28 protein-coding genes are annotated in these 17,453 nt (G+C 61.2%); 27 read left to right on the top strand and 1 reads right to left on the bottom strand.

Annotated elements, in window-relative coordinates; genetic code table 11:
* Window positions 1–140 precede the first annotated feature (140 nt).
* The 13 genes from ACID345_RS16450 to ACID345_RS16395 all read left to right on the top strand — a co-directional run bounded on the left by ACID345_RS16450 (window position 141) and on the right by ACID345_RS16395 (window position 6,439).
* A complete protein-coding gene (locus ACID345_RS16450; protein ID WP_011523987.1) occupies window positions 141–818 on the top strand; it encodes a hypothetical protein in 678 nt (225 codons plus the stop codon).
* An 8-nt stretch (window positions 819–826) separates the two neighbouring features.
* The gene (locus tag ACID345_RS16445) at window positions 827–1,258 is read left to right on the top strand and encodes a GNAT family N-acetyltransferase (RefSeq protein WP_011523986.1); all 432 of its coding nucleotides are present in this window, start codon (window positions 827–829) and stop codon (window positions 1,256–1,258) included.
* Between the two features lie 52 nt (window positions 1,259–1,310).
* A complete protein-coding gene (locus ACID345_RS16440; RefSeq protein ID WP_011523985.1) occupies window positions 1,311–1,814 on the top strand; it encodes a hypothetical protein in 504 nt (167 codons plus the stop codon).
* Complete coding sequence (locus tag ACID345_RS26985; protein ID WP_187148838.1) at window positions 1,811–1,987, top strand: hypothetical protein; 177 nt, start codon at window positions 1,811–1,813, stop codon at window positions 1,985–1,987. Before ACID345_RS16440 ends, ACID345_RS26985 begins: the two co-directional genes overlap by 4 nt.
* A complete protein-coding gene (locus tag ACID345_RS16435) occupies window positions 1,987–2,952 on the top strand; it encodes a helix-turn-helix domain-containing protein (protein WP_011523984.1) in 966 nt (321 codons plus the stop codon). The genes ACID345_RS26985 and ACID345_RS16435 overlap by 1 nt, the downstream gene beginning before the upstream one ends.
* On the top strand, window positions 2,949–3,509 hold the full coding sequence (locus tag ACID345_RS16430; protein WP_041855792.1) for a hypothetical protein: 561 nt from the start codon (window positions 2,949–2,951) through the stop codon (window positions 3,507–3,509). The genes ACID345_RS16435 and ACID345_RS16430 overlap by 4 nt, the downstream gene beginning before the upstream one ends.
* A 40-nt stretch (window positions 3,510–3,549) precedes the next feature.
* Window positions 3,550–4,125, top strand: a complete 576-nt coding sequence (locus tag ACID345_RS16425; RefSeq protein WP_011523982.1) for a hypothetical protein — start codon at window positions 3,550–3,552, stop codon at window positions 4,123–4,125.
* The gene (locus ACID345_RS16420; protein WP_041855791.1) at window positions 4,122–4,307 is read left to right on the top strand and encodes a hypothetical protein; all 186 of its coding nucleotides are present in this window, start codon (window positions 4,122–4,124) and stop codon (window positions 4,305–4,307) included. The genes ACID345_RS16425 and ACID345_RS16420 overlap by 4 nt, the downstream gene beginning before the upstream one ends.
* Window positions 4,308–4,955: a MarR family transcriptional regulator gene (locus tag ACID345_RS16415; RefSeq protein WP_011523981.1), complete on the top strand. Its 648-nt coding sequence runs from the start codon at window positions 4,308–4,310 to the stop codon at window positions 4,953–4,955.
* Entirely contained in the window at window positions 4,952–5,185 is a 234-nt protein-coding gene (locus tag ACID345_RS16410) for a hypothetical protein (RefSeq protein WP_011523980.1), read from the top strand. The genes ACID345_RS16415 and ACID345_RS16410 overlap by 4 nt, the downstream gene beginning before the upstream one ends.
* Window positions 5,182–5,556, top strand: a complete 375-nt coding sequence (locus ACID345_RS16405) for a hypothetical protein (protein ID WP_011523979.1) — start codon at window positions 5,182–5,184, stop codon at window positions 5,554–5,556. The genes ACID345_RS16410 and ACID345_RS16405 overlap by 4 nt, the downstream gene beginning before the upstream one ends.
* Window positions 5,546–5,785, top strand: a complete 240-nt coding sequence (locus ACID345_RS16400) for a hypothetical protein (protein WP_011523978.1) — start codon at window positions 5,546–5,548, stop codon at window positions 5,783–5,785. The genes ACID345_RS16405 and ACID345_RS16400 overlap by 11 nt, the downstream gene beginning before the upstream one ends.
* A 213-nt stretch (window positions 5,786–5,998) precedes the next feature.
* A complete protein-coding gene (locus ACID345_RS16395; RefSeq protein WP_011523977.1) occupies window positions 5,999–6,439 on the top strand; it encodes an ASCH domain-containing protein in 441 nt (146 codons plus the stop codon).
* A 13-nt stretch (window positions 6,440–6,452) separates the two neighbouring features.
* Here the strand turns inward: ACID345_RS16395 and ACID345_RS27240 are convergent, their stop codons facing one another.
* Window positions 6,453–6,626: a hypothetical protein gene (locus tag ACID345_RS27240; protein WP_228370660.1), complete on the bottom strand. Its 174-nt coding sequence runs from the start codon at window positions 6,624–6,626 to the stop codon at window positions 6,453–6,455.
* Window positions 6,627–6,638: 12 nt separating this feature from the next.
* On the opposite strand from ACID345_RS27240, the gene ACID345_RS16390 reads away from it, so the two are divergent.
* From ACID345_RS16390 to ACID345_RS16330, 14 genes are all read left to right on the top strand, one after another.
* Window positions 6,639–8,720, top strand: coding sequence for a phage terminase large subunit family protein (locus tag ACID345_RS16390; protein WP_011523976.1), 2,082 nt, complete (start codon window positions 6,639–6,641; stop codon window positions 8,718–8,720).
* A 262-nt stretch (window positions 8,721–8,982) separates the two neighbouring features.
* The gene (locus tag ACID345_RS25685) at window positions 8,983–9,588 is read left to right on the top strand and encodes a hypothetical protein (protein ID WP_011523975.1); all 606 of its coding nucleotides are present in this window, start codon (window positions 8,983–8,985) and stop codon (window positions 9,586–9,588) included.
* Window positions 9,588–11,198, top strand: a complete 1,611-nt coding sequence (locus ACID345_RS16380; RefSeq protein ID WP_011523974.1) for a phage portal protein — start codon at window positions 9,588–9,590, stop codon at window positions 11,196–11,198. The genes ACID345_RS25685 and ACID345_RS16380 overlap by 1 nt, the downstream gene beginning before the upstream one ends.
* The gene (locus ACID345_RS25680) at window positions 11,195–13,540 is read left to right on the top strand and encodes a phage major capsid protein (protein ID WP_011523973.1); all 2,346 of its coding nucleotides are present in this window, start codon (window positions 11,195–11,197) and stop codon (window positions 13,538–13,540) included. Before ACID345_RS16380 ends, ACID345_RS25680 begins: the two co-directional genes overlap by 4 nt.
* A gap of 77 nt (window positions 13,541–13,617) precedes the next feature.
* A complete protein-coding gene (locus ACID345_RS16370) occupies window positions 13,618–14,064 on the top strand; it encodes a hypothetical protein (RefSeq protein WP_011523972.1) in 447 nt (148 codons plus the stop codon).
* Window positions 14,065–14,117: 53 nt separating this feature from the next.
* Window positions 14,118–14,489 carry a hypothetical protein gene (locus ACID345_RS16365; RefSeq protein ID WP_011523971.1) on the top strand — a complete coding sequence of 124 codons (372 nt, stop codon included), beginning with the start codon at window positions 14,118–14,120 and terminating at the stop codon, window positions 14,487–14,489.
* The gene (locus ACID345_RS16360; RefSeq protein ID WP_011523970.1) at window positions 14,489–14,824 is read left to right on the top strand and encodes a head-tail joining protein; all 336 of its coding nucleotides are present in this window, start codon (window positions 14,489–14,491) and stop codon (window positions 14,822–14,824) included. Before ACID345_RS16365 ends, ACID345_RS16360 begins: the two co-directional genes overlap by 1 nt.
* Complete coding sequence (locus ACID345_RS16355; protein ID WP_011523969.1) at window positions 14,825–15,283, top strand: hypothetical protein; 459 nt, start codon at window positions 14,825–14,827, stop codon at window positions 15,281–15,283.
* Entirely contained in the window at window positions 15,280–15,591 is a 312-nt protein-coding gene (locus ACID345_RS16350; protein WP_011523968.1) for a hypothetical protein, read from the top strand. The genes ACID345_RS16355 and ACID345_RS16350 overlap by 4 nt, the downstream gene beginning before the upstream one ends.
* Before the next feature lie 119 nt (window positions 15,592–15,710).
* Window positions 15,711–16,064: a hypothetical protein gene (locus ACID345_RS16345; protein ID WP_011523967.1), complete on the top strand. Its 354-nt coding sequence runs from the start codon at window positions 15,711–15,713 to the stop codon at window positions 16,062–16,064.
* Window positions 16,065–16,129: 65 nt separating this feature from the next.
* Window positions 16,130–16,555, top strand: a complete 426-nt coding sequence (locus tag ACID345_RS16340; protein ID WP_011523966.1) for a phage tail tube protein — start codon at window positions 16,130–16,132, stop codon at window positions 16,553–16,555.
* A 72-nt stretch (window positions 16,556–16,627) separates the two neighbouring features.
* On the top strand, window positions 16,628–16,753 hold the full coding sequence (locus tag ACID345_RS27385) for a hypothetical protein (RefSeq protein ID WP_266189936.1): 126 nt from the start codon (window positions 16,628–16,630) through the stop codon (window positions 16,751–16,753).
* Window positions 16,740–17,015, top strand: coding sequence for a hypothetical protein (locus tag ACID345_RS16335; protein WP_011523965.1), 276 nt, complete (start codon window positions 16,740–16,742; stop codon window positions 17,013–17,015). Before ACID345_RS27385 ends, ACID345_RS16335 begins: the two co-directional genes overlap by 14 nt.
* Entirely contained in the window at window positions 17,012–17,419 is a 408-nt protein-coding gene (locus tag ACID345_RS16330) for a hypothetical protein (RefSeq protein ID WP_011523964.1), read from the top strand. Before ACID345_RS16335 ends, ACID345_RS16330 begins: the two co-directional genes overlap by 4 nt.
* Window positions 17,420–17,453: the final 34 nt, after the last annotated feature.

The raw sequence follows: 17,453 nt of genomic DNA, 5'->3' as shown, positions 1-17,453 counted from the left end.
CGCGAGGTGTGGAGGAAGGAGTTGGCGATTTTGTCGAAAGCCGGTGGTTTGACGAGGACAGACTCCAAGCGCTCGATGAGACCCCGGTGAACTTGGCTGTTGTCGACGCAGGCCCTGACAAGCCTGCACCGAGGAAGTAGATGGCAATCGTCGCGGTCAAACTCGAAGGGCTGGAGCAGGTGCAGGGCGAGCTGCGGGATGTGGCTGAAAACCAGATCCCGTTTGCCACTGCGCTCACGTTGACCCGCGTGGCGCAGGATGCGCAGAAAGTCGTGCAGAGCGACGTGCTGCCGGCGAAGTTCACCTTGCGCCAGCCTTCGTTCCTGAAGAAGGGCGTGCGGGTGACCGCGGCGACGAAGCAGAACTTGTTTTCGGTGGTGGAAGACATTGACAAGTTCATGCAGCTCCAGGAGGAAGGCGGCACGAAGCTGCCTTTCGGCAAGTACCTGGCGATCCCGATCGTCGGCGGGGCGCGGCGATCGCAACGGGCCCTAATTGCCACGAGTGATATGCCTTCGGCGCTGATGGCGAACGGCGCATGGATCGAGTGGACGAACGGTGGCCGGGTTGGCGTGATGTTCATTCGGAAGGTCAAGCAGGCGCGGCGCTCGAGCCGGAAAGACAAAGCAACGGGCGAGCGGCAGGTGAAGGCCGGTCCGCAATATGCGCAGATTACGCCGATGTACGTCCTGGTGCCGCGCGCCACGGTGAAGGCCCGCTACCAGTTCGTGCACAACGTGCTCGACGTGGTGAGCCGCGTGTGGCGCGGGCGTTGGGATGAAGCGTTTAAGCAGGCCGTGCGAACGGCCAGCAAGTGAGGGAGAGCATGGATCCTTTGCCTGTGACTGTCTCGGAGCACTTAGACGCGCGTGAGGCGGGCTGTTTCAACTTTGTGCACGATGCGATCGCCGAGATGACGCGGCGAGGTATGAGCGAAGGGCTTAGTGCTGAAGAGCTGATGGGTTGCTCCGCCATCTGTGCGCGTTATGAGGGCCGTCTTGTGGGCGTGTTGCTCTTTGGCGATACCGAGCGCAAGGCGAAGGCTGGCCTTTGGGTGTGGTTTGGGTTTGTGGATTGGAAGTGTCGGCAGCAGGGCGTGTATCGGCGACTGTGGGCTGCTCTCGTCGAGATCGCCAAGCGGGATGGTCGGTTGCTGATAAGCGGCGCGACGCATGTGGACAACTCAGAGATGCAGTTGTGCGCTGAGTCGCTCGGGCGTCGCAAGGCCGCTGTGTTGTACGAGTACGACGTGGAGTAGGTGCGCTGGCAGCGCTTTGGGAGAGGCGCGGCGAGCGATGGGAGGCTAGAAGGTGGAACGACTTCGATTTATGGAGCCTGAGGCTGGCGGTGTACGCCGCGTCGAGCTCTTCCTGGCGATACCGCGGTACAAGCTCGAAGAAAGCCATCGCGTGGTGACGCTGGTGTTTTCCGTCCAGATGAACGCGGACATCGCGCTGCTGTGCGATGTGAAGATCCGCAACGCCTTCGAGCAATGCGAGACGCTCGAAAAGGAAGTGGCGAGCGTGCGGCTGAAGAGCGGCATCGCCCAGGTGGATGCCAAGTTCTTCGACACTAAAGACTCGAAGCCCGCGATCTACACCATGACCGATTCCATCGTCGAGGAGATCGGCTGCGAGCGAACGAAGGGCGTCACCTACCTTTATTTCCAGCTCAAGCGCGCGTTGCGTGAGACGCCGAACATCGCGAAGTTTGTGGGTGACCACTACTGCACCGCGCTGTTTGTTGAGTTCTCGCGCACAAAGCCCGCCCAGCCACGCAAGCTCGAACTCCATTCGAATGGGGATGTGCGATGAGCGCGCCTCTCGAAATTATCCGTCGCGCCGACCAGGAGCGCGAACTGGTGCAGCAGCGCAGCTTCGTCTTCCAGGAGATGCTCGAACTGAAAGGCCCGGAACTCGAAAAGAAGAACGTCGAGTTCGTGAGATTGACGCACGCCATTGCCGCGGTTTGGAAGGAGCGGGCCTAGTGTCACTCGAAGCCTCAGCCTACGCGCTCAACCTGCAGCGATGTGAAGACGGCGCGGAGCTATCACAGGCGCACAAGCTGCTGCTGTTGATCCTGGCGAACCACCACAATCCACGCAGCCAAGATTCCTGGCCGTCGCTGCCGCGGCTGGCCGAGCAGTGCCTGTGCAGCGAGGACACGATCCGTCGCTCGCTCGATTACCTCGAGCGTCATTGCACCGTGCTTCGAGTGAAGCCAGAACGACAGGGCCGGAAGATGCTCACCAAGTACCTGTTGCTCGGGCTCGATCGGCGCGACCTACTGGCGAAGAAGCTGACAGAGCTTGCTTCAGGAAAAGGGTCGCATGGTGCCACCCTTTTTTCGCCCGCAGAAAGGGTGGCAGAAGGGTCGCAAAACAGCCCGGAAAGGGTAGCAGAAGGGTCGCAAAAACCACCCGAAAGGGTAGCAGAAGGGTTGCAGAAGGGTAGCAAGGTTTCCGGCTACGAGATTGAAAACAAAGAAAGTCGCTCGGGAACTGGAACTGGAACAAAAGCAAAGGGAAAAGAGGAACTGGAACATCACGCCGATGGCGGAAGCGTTTCGAGCAACGGCAACAGCCAAACCAACCCCAACGGCAACGGCGCGGCGTCGAGTCGGATGGCGAAAGCGCTGGCGGGCTGGATGGAAATCAAGAGCGCGTTGCGCGTCCAGCTCGGCGAGGACTTGTGGCAGGACCTGATTCGCCCGCTCTTCCTGCTGCACGTCATGACCGATGGCAAGAGCCTGATGGTCACCATGCCGCGATCGACGAAGCTGGCCGCCCGGATCCGCGAGCGAATGTTCACGATCCAGCATGTGGCGCAGGCCCACGGCTATGCCGTACTGCTGAGCTGGTATCCCGACGATCAGGACATGCAGCGGATGCAGCGCGAGTATCCGGAGATCTATGCGCAGTGGATGAACGCGGCGAAAGACGTGAGGCCATGACTCCAACCGAGCAATTGGCATTGACCGGTATCGAGCGCCTTACCTGGACGCTGTACGCGGAGCAGCGATTCACGCTCGGCGGACGTCGCGAAGCCAAGGCGCGGCGGGTGTTCATCGCCGACGTGACCAAGGCATTCGATTGCATTCGATCGGAAGCGAAGCGGCAGGGGTATGCCGTGGACTTTGGCGCCGTCGATCTGCGACTGGCCACGCTGCATGCCATGCAGAAGCCGTGTTGCTACTGCGTCGATCTGTTCGGGCTGGATGCGTTCGCCATCACGTTCGACGTGCCGCCTGAGCGCGACAAGCGAGGCTATCGCATGGCCAACATCGTCGTGTGCTGTGCGCTGTGCGAGTCGTGCAAGGGCCGCGAGCTCAGCGGTGGCGAATGGCTCGACGTCATGGCTGCACTCAAGGCCGCTGACCCGGATGCGGCACGGGCGTTCCGAGTTCGTCTCGCGGCTGGAACTGCAGCGGTGGACCATCGTCGTGGGGGTCAAGGTACTCCCCGACGGGTGCCGGCTGCGGGTAACGCGCGAGTGGCCGGGAAGGTGTAGCGACAGCAGTAAAAAGTCGGTTGATTTCAGGTTGATTTCTATGAGCAGCGACAGCCAATTCGGACGCCACGACGATGCGAAGGATCTCGCTCGGCGCGGCAGCGTGCTCACGATCGACGAACTGCGCAGAGTGTTCGAGGGCACGGTTTGTCCGGCGTGCCAGGGCGCGAAGCGATCGCGCTCGGCGTTCTGTGCGACGGACACCTCGGCACTCACGATCTGGCAGCGTCGCTCGCTTGCTGGCGGTATCGACGACCCTCAATTTCAGCAAGCCTTCCGTTCCACGCTTCGCCATCTCGAGCTCAACGCCACGCGAGTGCGTAAGTTTGCTCCGGTGCGCGGCGGATGGTCCTACCAGACCGAGAGCGAGCTGCGCGCGGCAGGCTATCGCTGGCACAGTTTCTTTCGATGCGGCGTCCCAGGCTGTGGGCAGCCCATTCACCTCTACACCAAGCCCGATAAATCCGGCCGCGTCGCGGTGAACGCCGAAGGCTATCAGCCGCACGCCACCACTTGCACCGACCCCGAGTACTTCCAGCGCCAGCGCGAGGCGAAGCAAGAGCGGCGCAAGGCAGCGAAGGCCGCGCAGACGTCTGCACGAAGGAGACCCCGTTGATCTGCCGTTTCTGTGAATACCCCGTTCTGCAGGAAGTCGAGGTTGTGCGCACCGACGCGACCCGCATCCTGCAGATTGCCTGCACCCACTGCGAAGGCGTTGTCGAGCGCGTGGAATATGTGCTGCGCGTTCCGAAGTACCAGGGCCTCGAGCTCGAGAAACGGAAGAACCGGAACACGTAGATGGCCCTCGTCACGCAAAAGTCGATCGCGCGGCGCTTCGGAGTGACTCCGCAGTACGTGAACAAGCTCGTCACGCAGGGGCACATCGAGAAGCACGGTCGCCAGGTAGACGAGCGTCAGGCGGTTCGCGCCATGAAGGCCGCGGGCCGCGTTGAGATCTCCGCGAAGGCGCAGGCAAAGAAAGCCGCGGCAAAGAAGCCTGCCAAGAATGCAGCGACGAAGGCCGCGAAGCCGAAGGAAGCGAAGCCGCCGAAGGCACAGAGTGCCACTGGAACGCAGGCCCACTGGAAAGCGAAGGAGTTGGAGTTCAAGGCCAAGAACCAACAGCTCGAGTACGAAAAGAACGCTGGCATGTGGCTTCCGGTCGCAGGAGTCCGCGATGCCGAGCAAAAGAAGAACGCGAACATCAAGGAAAAGTTCCGCCAGCTCCCGCGCGCCCTGGCGCAACGTCTCGCCCGCCTCACTGTGCCGGCGGAAGTCGAGCAGGTCCTTCGCGATGAAATCGATCTTGTCTTTGCCCAGCTCGCGGCTGATCCCCTTGGAATGGCGGAAGCCATTTCGGCCGCGCCCCAGCCGGCGGAGTTCCACGATCCCCACCTCGTGCCCCCGCCGGCGCCCCAAGTTCAAGGGATGGAGGCCGCACTGTGAGCCGCCAGACTTGGACCAAGGAACTGAGGCGCGTGGTCAACCGCCTCGAGACGAACAAAGACGGATTGGTTAAGGTCACGTCCGCGATTGATTGGTTGCTCGATAACGGCGGCGACAAAGAGGTGCTCGAAGAAGCGAAGTTCGCGCTGATGCAGGAGCGTCGTAACCTTCGCCTCGATTTCTGCGACGAGCTCGATCGCCAGGACAAGTGGAAAAAGGGTGCGCGATGAAGGGAGATCCCGATGCTCGCAACTGGCACCGCTACGCGCTGGCGTTCTTGTGGTTTCGGCTGTCGCGCTATGAGCGGTTCTCGGCCGTGAGGCCCCGCCTGGAGTGGCAAACCAATCGCGGCCCCGCCGGCGAGTGGCGCTGGCTCATGTACGTGGGCGAGGGCTGGACTGCTGGCGTCGAAGACAGCTCGCAGGTTGGCCAAAAGTCCACGGCCGCCACGCGGTACCGGATCTGCGTTGTGTCGAAGGACCGGCTTCTTTGGGGCGAGGAAAGTTTCCAATGGCTGGAAGATGCGCGCAAGGCTGCGATTCAGATGACGATCGGCGTCATCACAGCGCAGCGCGAGAAGAAGGCGACCGATGGCCAATGAACGTTATGAGCGGAAGAAGACGCTCCGCGCTCTCCGCTGCATCCTCGCACGGATCCACTCCGGGTGGTTCGATGTTCGATGCCGAAGGATTCGTGGCTCTCGGGCTGAGGCAGTGGAGGCCTCGGCGTTTGTGCGCCGCCTCCATCAGCTCGAAGAGTGGTATCGCGGTGGTTACAACGCTGTGCTGGCGATTTACAAGGCCGAAGAAGAGGCGGCCAAACGTGGCTGACCGCGACGATCTCTGTGTGTGCGGATGCCCGCGGTCGAGGCATGACCAGAAGCGTTGCGATAAGCGCTGCACTGTTCACGAAAGCTGCACACACTTCCGCCTGGCGGCATGGCAGCCGGATGAAGTGCTTACACACCGCCATTCACATGGTTCGAAACCGGGTAAGGGATTGCCTGGTGGCATGGTGGAGTTAAATCCGAAGCGAGGCAGATCATGAAGGCGCTCAGCATCCGGTGCCCCTGGTGGTGGTTCATTCTACACGGTGGCAAAGACATCGAGAACCGTGACTGGTACTGCTCCTATCGCGGCCCCGTGCTCATTCACGCCAGCAAGTGGCATGAACCGCATGAGGCATGGGCCGACCTGCAGGGCGCAATGGCAATGATGCGGCGGTCCGGAAGGATGTTGCTGGCCGACGTGACCCTCGCCGATATGAAGCGCTACGGCGGTCACGTCATCGGCCAGGCGGAGATCGCCGATTGCGTGCGCAAGAGCGACAGCCCCTGGTTCGTCGGCGAGTGCGGCATCGTGCTCCGCGACGTCCACCCCATCACTCCGTTTCCGTTCAAGGGCGCGCTCGGTCTCTTCGACATTCCCCATAGCGACGGCGGCGCGCCGGTGCAAACGTCTGCACAAGAAAGCCTGTTCGGATGATGCCGGAATACGTTCAGGAAGTCGTCTGCGGGCGGTTCGGCTTCGGCGCCGGGAACGGTAGCTTGCAGTGCGGGCATTGCAGCGTGTCGTTATCCAGTCGCCGAAGTTCGGCTGCGGTGATGTTGCATTGGCAGTGCGGGCAAGTCCAGGTCGGCGTGGGTTTCTGCACACAGGAGCGGCGAGGCATGCGGAATATTCTATGACCTCTGCTCCAATCATCGCCACACAGGATCCCGTCCTCGCCGTCTTCCAGGAGGCCGCACAGGTCTTCCGGCCTGCACCGGCGCTCACCATCACCGAGTGGGCAGAGCGTCATCGCATTCTCAGTACCGAGAGTTCGGTCAGTGCCGGCCTCTATCGTTGCGAGGTCACGCCCTATGCGCGCGAGATGCAGGATGCCATTAAGGATCCCGACGTCGAAGAGGTTGTCTTCTGGACCGCCGCGCAGATGGGCAAGTCCACTTCGCAGGAGAACATCGCGGCCTATTTCATCTGCGAAGATCCATGCCCAATCATCTGGATGTGGCCGACCAAAGAAGTCGCGCGTGATTGGTCGGTCGATACACTCGATCCACTACTTCGCGACTCGCCCGAGTTGTCGCGCCGTTTCACTGAAGGCTCGCGCAAATCATCGAACCGCGGGCTCTTTAAAAAGTTTCCCGGCGGGTATCTCTCCGCGATCGGTGCCAACTCGGCGTCAGGCCTGCGGCGCCGTCGAGCCCGTCTGCTCATCTGCGACGAAATCGACGGCAACCCGCCCAGCGCCGGCGACGAAGGCGATCCCATCGAGATTGTCATCTCCCGTGCTGAAACTTTCTGGAACCGCAAGCGCGTCCTGGCTTCTACCTGCACCAATAAGGGTGAGTCGCGGATCGAAGGCCGCTATGAGATCAGCTCGAAAGGGAAGTACTGGGTGCCATGCACGAGCTGCGGTGAACTCATGCTCCTTTCCTTCCGGGGCCTCAAGTGGCCGAAGGGAGAAGAGCCCACCATCGAGAATACGTATCTTCCGTGCGAACACTGCGGCGTTGTGCTCACCGAGGCCGATAAACCTGCCATGCTCGCCGCCGGCCGCTGGATCCACGAGCATCCCGAGCGCAAAATCCGCGGCTATTGGATCAACAAGATGTATTCGCCCTTCGTGGCCTGGTGGGAACTCGCAGCCAAGTTCAAGCGTCTGAACGCGCGTACCACGGAAGACCGCGAGGCGCTCAAGCCTTTCGTCAATCTCGATCTCGCTGAGACCTGGGAGGTAAAGGACGAAAAGCCCGATCGTAATCGCTTGGTCGATCGCCGTGAGACCTACGAAATACTCCGCGAGCAGCGCGAAGAAGGCGCGCCCGCCAGCCAATCGAAGCTTGTCCAGGTCTCGCTCCTGCCGGATAGTGTCACCGTCCTTACCTGCTCCGTGGACGTGCAGGTCGATCGCCTTGAGTTCGAAATCGTCGGATGGGGTCACAAGCGCGAAAGTTGGTCGATCTATGTTGGCAACGTTCCCGGAGATCCCAAGAACGAAGCCGTATGGCTGCGCCTCGATCAAATTCTCCAGATGGAGCTGCAGCACCATCGCGGGTCCATGCTGCCGATCGCGGCCACCTTCGTCGATTCCGGCTTCGACGCCCCCGAGGTCTACAACTTCACCAAGCCGCGCGCCTATCGCTGGGTGTTTGCCTCGAAGGGCTCGTCGGAGTTCAATCACGTCCCGCTGGCGAAGAAGAAGCACATCGATCGCAGCAACGTGTGGCTCTACCAGGTCGGCGTCGGTCAAATCAAAAAGACGATCTATGCCAACCTCATGGTCACCGCGCCTGGGCCGGCGTACATGCACTTCACCACCGCGCACAACACGCCCGAGTACTTCGATCAGCTCACCGCCGAAACTCTTGAGAGCTACTACGAGCACGGTTTTCCACGGAAGCGCTGGAAGAAGCAGCCCGGCGCTCGCAACGAGGCTCTCGATCTTCGGGTGTACAACTACGCCGCGTTCCTGTCGCTGAGCGAGCAGCCCGATAAGCTCCTCGATCGCCTGCGCGAGCAGTTGCTGCTCGACGCGAAGAAACTGGAAGATGCGGGCGCGAAAGAGAACCAGTTGCCGCTCATCTCCACCGAGCTCCCGCCTTCCACGCCTCCCGAGCCCGTCGATCGCGCGGAAGCGACTGCAGCGACAGCCGAAAAGCTCGCCGAGACGCTCACGGCCGCCCTCGCGCCTCCGCCTGTTGTAGCGCCTCCTTCTGAATCGTTCACGCCAAGGGTCAAGGTCAAGCGCTCTAGTTGGCTCTAGGACGCTTTTCCCCACCAAAAAAGCTTCGCGCATTTGTAACGCTGCCACCTTCCCGCGCCGCCATGTGATTAATGGCCATTTCTCCGCGCAATCCACGCAGCGAAGAATTTTAGGGTGAGTTTCCGCAAAGTAGTCCGAAAAGTTCCCGTGACTGTGAAATTTCTAAAACCCGCGTCCGGTGCGGCTGAAAGTGGCAAAAACATTCCACCGCAAAAATGTTTTTTTGCTTTCATAACCTCCCAACTGCTAAAACGCGCTCGAAATGATGCAGATCGACCAGCCATTCGGACCGCAACTGATCGCCGGGGATTCCTGGAGCTGGACTCTCGATCTTTCTGATTACGATCCGGTCACCTATACGCTCAAGTATTTCTTCCGCGGCCCCGGAACACTCGATCTAGTTGCCACGGCCAGCGGGAATTCCTTCAAGGTCACTGCGGCCGGCACGGATACCTCGGCGCTTCCTCCCGGGATCTATGCGTGGTCCATGTGTGTTTTCGATGCGAGCAACAATCGCACCGAACTCGATCGCGGCCAGGTCGAAGTGCTTCTCGATATCGCCGGAGAAACTGCCGGCCTCGAGAACCGCGGCTGGGTCAAGATCTCCCTCGACAACGTTCGCGCGGTGCTGCAAGGCCGCGCGGGCCGCGTCGAAAAGCAGTACATGATTAACGGCCGCGAGCTGCAGCTCCTCTCTCCGCAGGAGCTCGTTAACCTCGAAGGCTATCTCTCCTCGCGGTACCGCCGTGAACAGATCGAGTCTGGCGAACTGCCGCCTGCCAGCAACCAGGTGAAGGTTTCCTTCGGTGATGCCAGCAACCCCGTCCTTGTGCGGATGTGGAAGAACTTCCCGGGGAATAGCGCGTAATGCGAATCGAGACGCTTTTCACGACGCCGGAAGCACCGCGGGCCTCGGCCCTGCAAACGCTGTTCGATAACCGCGTGCCTGCGCCTCCTGCTCCTGCGAAGTCGGAGCCGTTGAAGGCGAGCACCACCGGGTATCCGTCCTATGCCGGCGCCGGACTCTCGCGCCTCAATGCCGACTGGATCGGCACGCTACTTTCCAGCGACCAGGAAGTCCGCAACTCCCTCAAGCGCTTGCGTGCCCGTTGCCGCCAGCTCCACAACAACAACGACTACGCAATGCGCTTCGTGAACCTCGTCAAGCGCAACGCGGTCGGCCCCAATGGGATCCAGCTCGAGGCGCAATTGCAGGCCGACCAGGATGAACTCGCCGAGCAGGTGAATGACGAGCTCGAGCGCGGCTGGCGCAAATGGTGTCGCAAAGGCAATCCCACGGCCGACGGCAAGCTCTCCTGGGTCGATGTGCAGAACCTGGTGTGGGAGTCGTTGATCGTCGATGGCGAAGTCTTCTTGCGCAAGATCGTCGGCTTCCCCGACAACGATTTTGGTTTCACGCTTCAGTTCATCGACCCTGACCAGGTGGACGTGCAGTTCAATCGTCCTCGCAAGGTCGATTCCGCGCGCGGCACCGTGCAGAACGAAGTCCGCATGGGCATCGAGGTAAACGAATGGCTGCGCCCGATCGCCTACTGGGTGCTCGATGGCCACCCGGCGGAAGGGCACGTCAAGCGCACTGCGATTCCCGCTTCCGACATGATCCATATCCACATGTTCCGCCGCGGCAACCAGACGCGCGGTGTGCCCTGGCTCGTGACCGCCATGAGCCGCATGAACATGCTGGGCGGATATGAAGAGGCTGAGCTCACGTCAGCGCGCGTCGGTGCCTGCCAGGGCGGTTTCTTCGTCTCGAAAACCGGTGAGGAATATACCGGCCGGAAAAATAAGGACGATGGTTCCGTCGAAGTGTCCATGGAGCCGGGTCTTTTCGAACAGTTGCCGGAAGGCGTTGATTTCAAGCCCTTCACTCCGCAGCATCCCAACGCTGCTTTCCCTGAGTTCGTCAAGGCTATGGTGCGCGGTATGGCGGTGGGCCTCGATATCAGCTATCCGTCGCTCGCGGGCGATCTGCGCGAAGTCAATTTCTCTTCCATCCGCCAGGCGGTCCTCGAAGAGCGCGAGATGTATCGCACCCTGCAGACGTTTGCAAAGGACCACCTCAATCAGCCCGTATACGAGGCCTGGGTGCCAGCGGCGATCCCGCGCAAGCAACTCGCGCTGCCCGCCGCCGGCATAGATGAGTACGTGGATCCCGAGAATCTGCGCTGGGTCGGTCGCGGCTGGACCTGGGTGGATCCACTGAAGGACGTGCAGGCCGGCAAGGAAGCGCGCGGCAGCGGCCAAACCACGCTCGCCAAGCTCTGTGCCGCGCAGGGTGAGGATTGGCGCGACGTCATCGACCAGATCGCGATCGAGGACGACTATGCGGAGAAGAAGGGCGTGATCCTGAATTTTGCGGTCACCAAGAGCGCGGATGGTTTGCCCGCCGTTACACCCGATCCAAGTGCACCGCCTGTGCCGGTCAAGGATGGAGATGAGGAGGGCGAGAACCAGTGAAATACGAGCTTAAATACCAGCATGTGCTTGCCGAGGTCCTGAGTTCTCCTTGGGCCATCCTTCCCGAGACGCTCAAGTCCATCACCTCGGTGCTGGCCTTCCGCGCCGCCGGTCATGAGTTGGGCGAAGAAGAGATTCTCTCGCGGGTTGGCGAGCTGCGCACCGATCGTGAACCGTATGCCGTCACGGCCGAAGGGCGTTCGCCCAAGGCTTCGCCGGTTACCTCGGGCGCGGTCATGGTCATCCCGATCTATGGCGTCATCGGCCCCAAGGCTTCGCAGTTTGAGCGCGCCTCGAGCGGTGGCGGCACTGGCATCGATGCGTTGACGCAAACCTTCCGCTCTGCGCTTTCCAATCCTGATATTTCGGCCATCGTCTTCGACGTGGATTCCCCTGGCGGCAGCGTCTTCGGCATTGCCGAGCTCGCGGACGAGATCTATGCCGGCCGCGGGAAAAAGAAGATTGTCGCGCAGGTCGCGCCGCGCGCTGCCAGCGCTGCTTACTGGCTTGCCGCTTCTGCCGGCGAAGTCGTTGTCACACCCAGTGGTCAGGCGGGGTCCATCGGCGTGTTTGTCGCGCATGAAGATCTCTCGAAAGCGCTCGATATGCAGGGCGTCAAGGAAACTCTCATCAGCGCCGGCAAGTACAAGGTCGAAGGCGCGAGTTCCCAGCCACTCAGCGACGAGGCTCGGGCGGCCATGCAGAACATGGTCGATCAGTATTACGGCGCATTCGTGCAGGGCGTTGCCCGCGGCCGCGCCGTCACTGCCGCGACGGTCCGCAATAGCTTTGGTGAAGGTCGCGTCGTCAGCGCGCAGGATGCGCTCCAGCTCGGCATGGTGGACCGCATTGCCACCCTCGACCAGACCATCGCTGCGCTGCTTGGCGGCCGTCCTGCGAAGAGCGCCAGCGCACAAGTTCCTGTATCAGTTCCGGCTGCTTCGGTGGCCGAAAAACCGGCGTCAGCCGAAATCACAGAGGAGGCCACCATGGCCACTGCACCAACTCCGGCGGCAGGCGCCGCTGAAATCAACGTTCTCCGCGACGTCGCAATTGCGTCGGAAGAGCAGCGCGTCAAGGGCATCACTGCACTCGCCCGCCACGCAAGCATGACTGACAAGCTCAGCGGCTGGCTCCGCGAGGGCAAGACGATCGATGCGGTTTCGGAAGAGATCGTTGACCTTCAGAAGAAGGGCGCGAAGCCGGTCAACATCCCCGCGCCGGGTGCCCAGGTGGATCTCAACGATCGCGAGCAGAGGCAGTATTCCATCCTGCGTGCGGTCCGCAGCATGGTGCTGGCGCAGAAGCGCGACGAGAAGCTCGGCAGCGACACGGATGCCAGTTTCGAGCGCGAAGTCAGCGACACCATCGCCAAGAAGCTGAACCGCGAAACGAGCGGCATCTATATCCCCACGAACCTGCGGGCGACGGTGCCGGGCCTCGATCCCAAGGCTGTGCTCAATAGCGGATCTTCGCCGGGCACCAACTTCGTGCAGACCACGATCCGGCCTGACGAATTCATTGACCTGCTGCGCAATCGCCTGGTGGTGATGAAGATGGGCGCCCGCAAGCTCGGCGATCTCCAGGGCAACCTGCAGCTCCCCAAGCAAACGGCTGCGGCGACTCTCTACTGGACCGGTGAGAACCCGGGCAGCGCGGTGACCGCCACCGATCAGACCACCGGCAGCGTCACGCTCTCGCCGAAGCAGGCGATGGCGCAGACGGCTTACAGCCGTCAGTTCATCATCCAGTCCTCGATCGACGCCGAGCAGTTCGTGCGTGAGGACCTGGCCAACATCTTCGCGTTGGGCGTGGATCTCGCGGCGCTCGTCGGCAGCGGCACCTCGAACCAGCCGAAGGGCATCGTGAACCAGAGCGGCGTCGGCACCGAGGCGATCGCCACCGATGGCGGCGCTATCACGTACTCCATCATCACCAAGGCGCAGGAAGATCTCGAGGAGAGCAGCATCCCGTTAATCGCCCCGGGCATCGCCACCACGCCAGGTGTCAAGAAGAAGTTGCGCAACACCGCCGAGCTCTCCAACACCATCTCGCTGCCCATCTGGCACAGCGACGACACGGTCGCGGGTTACCCGGCGATGTCTTCGAACCAGTTGCCCTCGAACACATCCAAGGGCAGCGGTACGAACCTCCACACCATGATCGTCGGCGACTGGGCCCAGCTCATCCTCGGCGAGTGGGGCGCACTCGAGATCATCGCTGATCCGTACACCCAGGCGGGCAAGGGCAACGTCGTGTTGACCGGTTCCATGCTGGTCGATATCGCGGTGCGCTATGCGCAGGCCTTCGTCGTCATCAACGACATCAACCCGACCTCGTAATTGTTGGCCGGCGCTGGTGTGGACCCGGGGCCGCAAGGCCCCGGCAACTGAAACCTTAAAGCCTTCAGGAGACGAAGATGACGTTAGCAGCAAGAAGTCCAATTTCCGATGTGGTCAGCTTTGCACGCGCGAGCGACCACGCAACTGCGACCGCCGGTGGTACCGGCGACGCCACGCAGGTCACCGGCCAGATCATCGATCGCGCTACCTATGGGTATCCGCAATCGGCTACCGCGGTGATCGAGTACAAGGCTGTGCTCGCGGCGGCAGCGACATTGTCGTATGCCTACACCATCGAGCACAGCGACGCCTCCGACATGTCCGGAGCGGCCACGTTGGCTTCGGCCACGTCCACCCTTCAGGACACGGGCGGCGGTGGTGGCACCACGCAACGCGGTGTGCTCGCGATCCCGCTCAATCTCGGCCCTGCCAAGCGCTATCTCCGCGTGAAGTTCACGCCGGACCTCAGCGCCGGCTCGGTCGATACCCTCGAGAACGCAGCCGTTCTCGCGTTCGGCAACTAGGCAAGAAACCCGGCGGCCTGTGCCGCCGGGAATTTCACTCGGAGTTCGCAGTCATGGCATTGACGAGTCACCCGACACATCCCGTTGGAGGCCAGGCGGTGCGCGCGAAGATCCTCGCGGATACCGTGTGCCAGCCCCATGGACGGGTTGAACGCGGCCAAGTGGTCACGGTTACTGCGGACGAGTATTGGCTTTTGCGCGCGGCCGGCAAGGCTGAGCTGGCCGTCGCCGATATCGCGCCGGAAGTTCCTGAAGTCCAGGCCGAGCAGTTGGCCGAAGATCCCTTCGTGAAGCTCGAGGCCATGACCAAGCCGGAGATCTGCGCGTTCGCCAAAGAGCAGTTCGGGCTCGAACTGAAAGAGCGCATGCCCAAGGATGAGTTGATCGCTGCGGTGGCCATGGCGACCGGGAAGGTGAGCGCGTAATGCCCACTCTTCCTGGCGGAAGCGCGACGGATTCGGGGCCTTTCGGCTCGCAGGATCTCGATGTGTTTTTCCAGGACGGATCCACGGTGCAGCGCGCGAACCTCACGAAGTTCAAGGCCCACTTCGATATGCCGGAAGTGATCGAGCCGTTCTCGGTTGGCGGGGAAGTTCAGCAGGTTATGGGAAAGCCACAGATCCGCTTTGCGAGCAACGCGGTTCCGGACCTCGCGCCCAACGAAGTTCTCAAGATCGCCGGCGGAACGTATCGCGTCCGTTCGGTGGACAAAGAAAGCGACGGCCTGGTGAGCGTCGCGCGCTTAGCGAAGGTGACTTAAATGTCCGTGTCGATTGGCGAACAGATCGTGGTGCAGATGGTCGCGGCGCTCAATGCGCCTGGCGACAAGCCCTGCACTGCCATCCGCGGCCAGGTCGATCCGGTTGCGATCGGACAGTTGCCGGGCATCTTCCTCTACTCGCAAAAAGAGGCGCAGACGCTCGAAAGCAATGCCACCGGCCGTCGTATTCGCACGGTGCGCGTGCTCCTGATTGCCGAAGGTGTTTCGCCGGCGGACTCGCTCATTGATCCGCTCTATCAGTTCGTGGTGACTACCTTGCGAGCTGCAGCGAGTTCGGACGATAACGCGCTTGGTGTGTTGCTCAAGCAGATCTACGACACCTCGATCCTTTGGGAGACCGAGGCTTCATATGAGGACCGCTGCGTTGCCGCGGTTGATTTCGATGTGCATTTCATTACCGAGCTCGATGATCCGAGCGCGAAAGGCAGCCAAGCATGAACTATCTGCGCCTGTTCTTCCTGCAGTCCTACACCCATGCCAGTGCCGAGGTCGGCGAGCTGGCCTTCCGTGCCCAGCACTTCTACCACGTCGAGAAGGCGCTGGCCGAGGAACTGATTGCCAAGGGCATCGCCAAGACGGAAGCCGTGCTCGAGGCCGAGAAAGCCGCGTTCGAAGCGAAGGCGGAAGCCGATCGCCAGAAGGCGGCGGAAGAGCCCACGCCCGGTGAGCCGCCGGCGCCGTCGGTGAACCCCGAGACCGAGGGCAATCCGCAGCCCACCAGCGGTGGCGGCGGTCACGGCGGATAAGTTTCGTCCTGCAGACGTTTGCAGGCAGGGATAACCCCTAAAGAGAGCAGTGCTCAGGGGCGGTAGCGGGCGGATCCCGGAAACGCCCCGGAGATTTTGAAAGTACGAAGGAGAGCCAGATGTCACGAACCGCAATCGCAGTGCAAACCATTCCGGACAACACGGCGGCCGCAGTGACGCTGAGCGCCTCCGATTCTTCCAACAACATGATCTTTCCCAACGATGGCCGCACCGAGATCATCGTCAAGAACGCCAACGGCAGCTCCGTCACCGTCACCGCGGTGAGTGTCCCTTGCGAGCATGGCCGCACCGGCGACATCGCGCTGGTCATCGCCAACGGTGCGATCGCCAGTTTCCCCAAGCTCTCGCCGGCGCTCTTCAATCAGCAGTCCGGCGCCGATATCGGCCAGGTGTATTTGAACTTCTCGATCTCGAGCAGCATCACGGTCGGGGCGGTCAAGCGGGGTTCCTAAGTTTTCAGGGCCGCAAGGTCCTCGCAGCAGCAGTACCACTTCAAATTCGGACGGAGGTCCTGAAAATGTCAACCCAATCAACGCCTGGATATAACGGGCTCGCTTATGCCAGCAGCGATGGGGGAAGTACCTACCCTAAGCTCCTCGAACTCACGGATGTGACGCTTTCGGTGGATACCGACGAACTCGACGGGCGCAGCCATGATTCTGCTGGAGCCTATGACCCTGTCGCCGGCAGTCAGAAGTGGACCGCCGACGCCACCGTGCTTTCCGTGGACGCCGATGCCGGCCAGGCCGCATTGATCGCGGCGGTCACCGGCAAAAGCACGCTTAAGTTCCATTTCGATCCTGCCGGAACATCGAGCGGCAAACCGCGGCGTGCGGGCGACGGCATCATCACGAGCTGGCAGGAAGCCCAGCCCAACACCGCTCTTCGTACCACCAAGATCAAGATCGCAGGCAAGGGCGCATTGGTCTTCTCGACGCAGTAAGGGACGACGACGCTGGGCAGGATGAGCAATCGTCCTGCCCGATTTTTGGAAGAAACGCGAGTGAGTAAACAAATGGATGAACTGAATGAGCTGAAAAAGGAAATTCAGCGGTTGGACGACGCCCTGAAGTCCTTCGCTGAGTCCCTTGAAAAGCTGTCCGCGGCGCTAGAGAAAGGCTTGGGAAATGGCGAAACCTAAGGTCGTAGGCCACAGAATTGTGGAGATCGGCGGAGTTCGAGTGGACCTTACCAATACGGAGACGGTAACGGATGTCGTCAGCGATATCCGGAACCTCCTGGAAATTCAATGCGCGGTGGCGTTATGTCGTTACCCAGCCAAGCCCGCCGCCGCCGCTGCGCTTGGTGAGGCATTGAACCGCGTTCGTGAAATGCGTCAATTCCAAGGGCCGGGGAAACCTGCTCGTTCCATCGCGCAGTTCCAGAAAGGGCGAGGACGGTGACCGTCGTGGAAGGTTCAAACCGGATATTAGCCGAAGAGTTGATAACGCTGAATGACGGCGTTGTTCGCCGTTGCAAGTTCGACTTCAACGCTCAGGTGTTGATCGGAGATGTCTATCTTCAAAGCGGCAAGGAAAAATTCGGCGCCGCAATGGAGAACCCCTTGGGCTCGCTTCGTCTGCAACTGTGGGCCGGGATGGCGTCCGACGTCAACAGGCGGTTGAAGGATCCGAACTGGACGATCCTGCGTGTCGGCGATTTGCTTGACGGCATGGATATAGCGGAACTCCTTGGGAAGGTCGCGCGCTTAAAAGCTTCGGCGTCGGCTGGCCCGGAGAAAGACACGTCCGGAAAAAAGTCAAAAAAAAAGCGTGGCCTCAAACCCCCAAAGAATGGGCGCGAATAATTATGAGGGCGTCCGGTCTACTGGCGATGGACGT

The sequence above is a fragment of the Candidatus Koribacter versatilis Ellin345 genome (genome assembly GCF_000014005.1).
GTDB lineage: Bacteria > Acidobacteriota > Terriglobia > Terriglobales > Acidobacteriaceae > Korobacter > Korobacter versatilis_A.
This window is presented reverse-complemented; position numbering and strand designations above follow the sequence as displayed.

Bases quoted from the DNA above. Each gene is read 5' to 3' on its own strand.
- ACID345_RS16430 (WP_041855792.1), top strand. From the start codon at position 2,949: ATGACTCCAACCGAGCAATTGGCATTGACCGGTATCGAGCGCCTTACC.
- ACID345_RS16370 (WP_011523972.1), top strand. From the start codon at position 13,618: ATGACGTTAGCAGCAAGAAGTCCAATTTCCGATGTGGTCAGCTTTGCA.
- ACID345_RS16350 (WP_011523968.1), top strand. From the start codon at position 15,280: ATGAACTATCTGCGCCTGTTCTTCCTGCAGTCCTACACCCATGCCAGT.
- ACID345_RS16380 (WP_011523974.1), top strand. From the start codon at position 9,588: ATGCGAATCGAGACGCTTTTCACGACGCCGGAAGCACCGCGGGCCTCG.
- ACID345_RS16365 (WP_011523971.1), top strand. From the start codon at position 14,118: ATGGCATTGACGAGTCACCCGACACATCCCGTTGGAGGCCAGGCGGTG.
- ACID345_RS16345 (WP_011523967.1), top strand. From the start codon at position 15,711: ATGTCACGAACCGCAATCGCAGTGCAAACCATTCCGGACAACACGGCG.
- ACID345_RS16415 (WP_011523981.1), top strand. From the start codon at position 4,308: ATGGCCCTCGTCACGCAAAAGTCGATCGCGCGGCGCTTCGGAGTGACT.
- ACID345_RS16450 (WP_011523987.1), top strand. From the start codon at position 141: ATGGCAATCGTCGCGGTCAAACTCGAAGGGCTGGAGCAGGTGCAGGGC.
- ACID345_RS26985 (WP_187148838.1), top strand. From the start codon at position 1,811: ATGAGCGCGCCTCTCGAAATTATCCGTCGCGCCGACCAGGAGCGCGAA.
- ACID345_RS16395 (WP_011523977.1), top strand. From the start codon at position 5,999: ATGAAGGCGCTCAGCATCCGGTGCCCCTGGTGGTGGTTCATTCTACAC.
- ACID345_RS25685 (WP_011523975.1), top strand. From the start codon at position 8,983: ATGATGCAGATCGACCAGCCATTCGGACCGCAACTGATCGCCGGGGAT.
- ACID345_RS16340 (WP_011523966.1), top strand. From the start codon at position 16,130: ATGTCAACCCAATCAACGCCTGGATATAACGGGCTCGCTTATGCCAGC.
- ACID345_RS16400 (WP_011523978.1), top strand. From the start codon at position 5,546: ATGGCCAATGAACGTTATGAGCGGAAGAAGACGCTCCGCGCTCTCCGC.
- ACID345_RS16405 (WP_011523979.1), top strand. From the start codon at position 5,182: ATGAAGGGAGATCCCGATGCTCGCAACTGGCACCGCTACGCGCTGGCG.
- ACID345_RS16355 (WP_011523969.1), top strand. From the start codon at position 14,825: ATGTCCGTGTCGATTGGCGAACAGATCGTGGTGCAGATGGTCGCGGCG.
- ACID345_RS16390 (WP_011523976.1), top strand. From the start codon at position 6,639: ATGACCTCTGCTCCAATCATCGCCACACAGGATCCCGTCCTCGCCGTC.
- ACID345_RS27385 (WP_266189936.1), top strand. From the start codon at position 16,628: ATGGATGAACTGAATGAGCTGAAAAAGGAAATTCAGCGGTTGGACGAC.
- ACID345_RS16335 (WP_011523965.1), top strand. From the start codon at position 16,740: ATGGCGAAACCTAAGGTCGTAGGCCACAGAATTGTGGAGATCGGCGGA.
- ACID345_RS16360 (WP_011523970.1), top strand. From the start codon at position 14,489: ATGCCCACTCTTCCTGGCGGAAGCGCGACGGATTCGGGGCCTTTCGGC.
- ACID345_RS27240 (WP_228370660.1), bottom strand. From the start codon at position 6,626: ATGCCTCGCCGCTCCTGTGTGCAGAAACCCACGCCGACCTGGACTTGC.
- ACID345_RS16425 (WP_011523982.1), top strand. From the start codon at position 3,550: ATGAGCAGCGACAGCCAATTCGGACGCCACGACGATGCGAAGGATCTC.
- ACID345_RS16445 (WP_011523986.1), top strand. From the start codon at position 827: ATGGATCCTTTGCCTGTGACTGTCTCGGAGCACTTAGACGCGCGTGAG.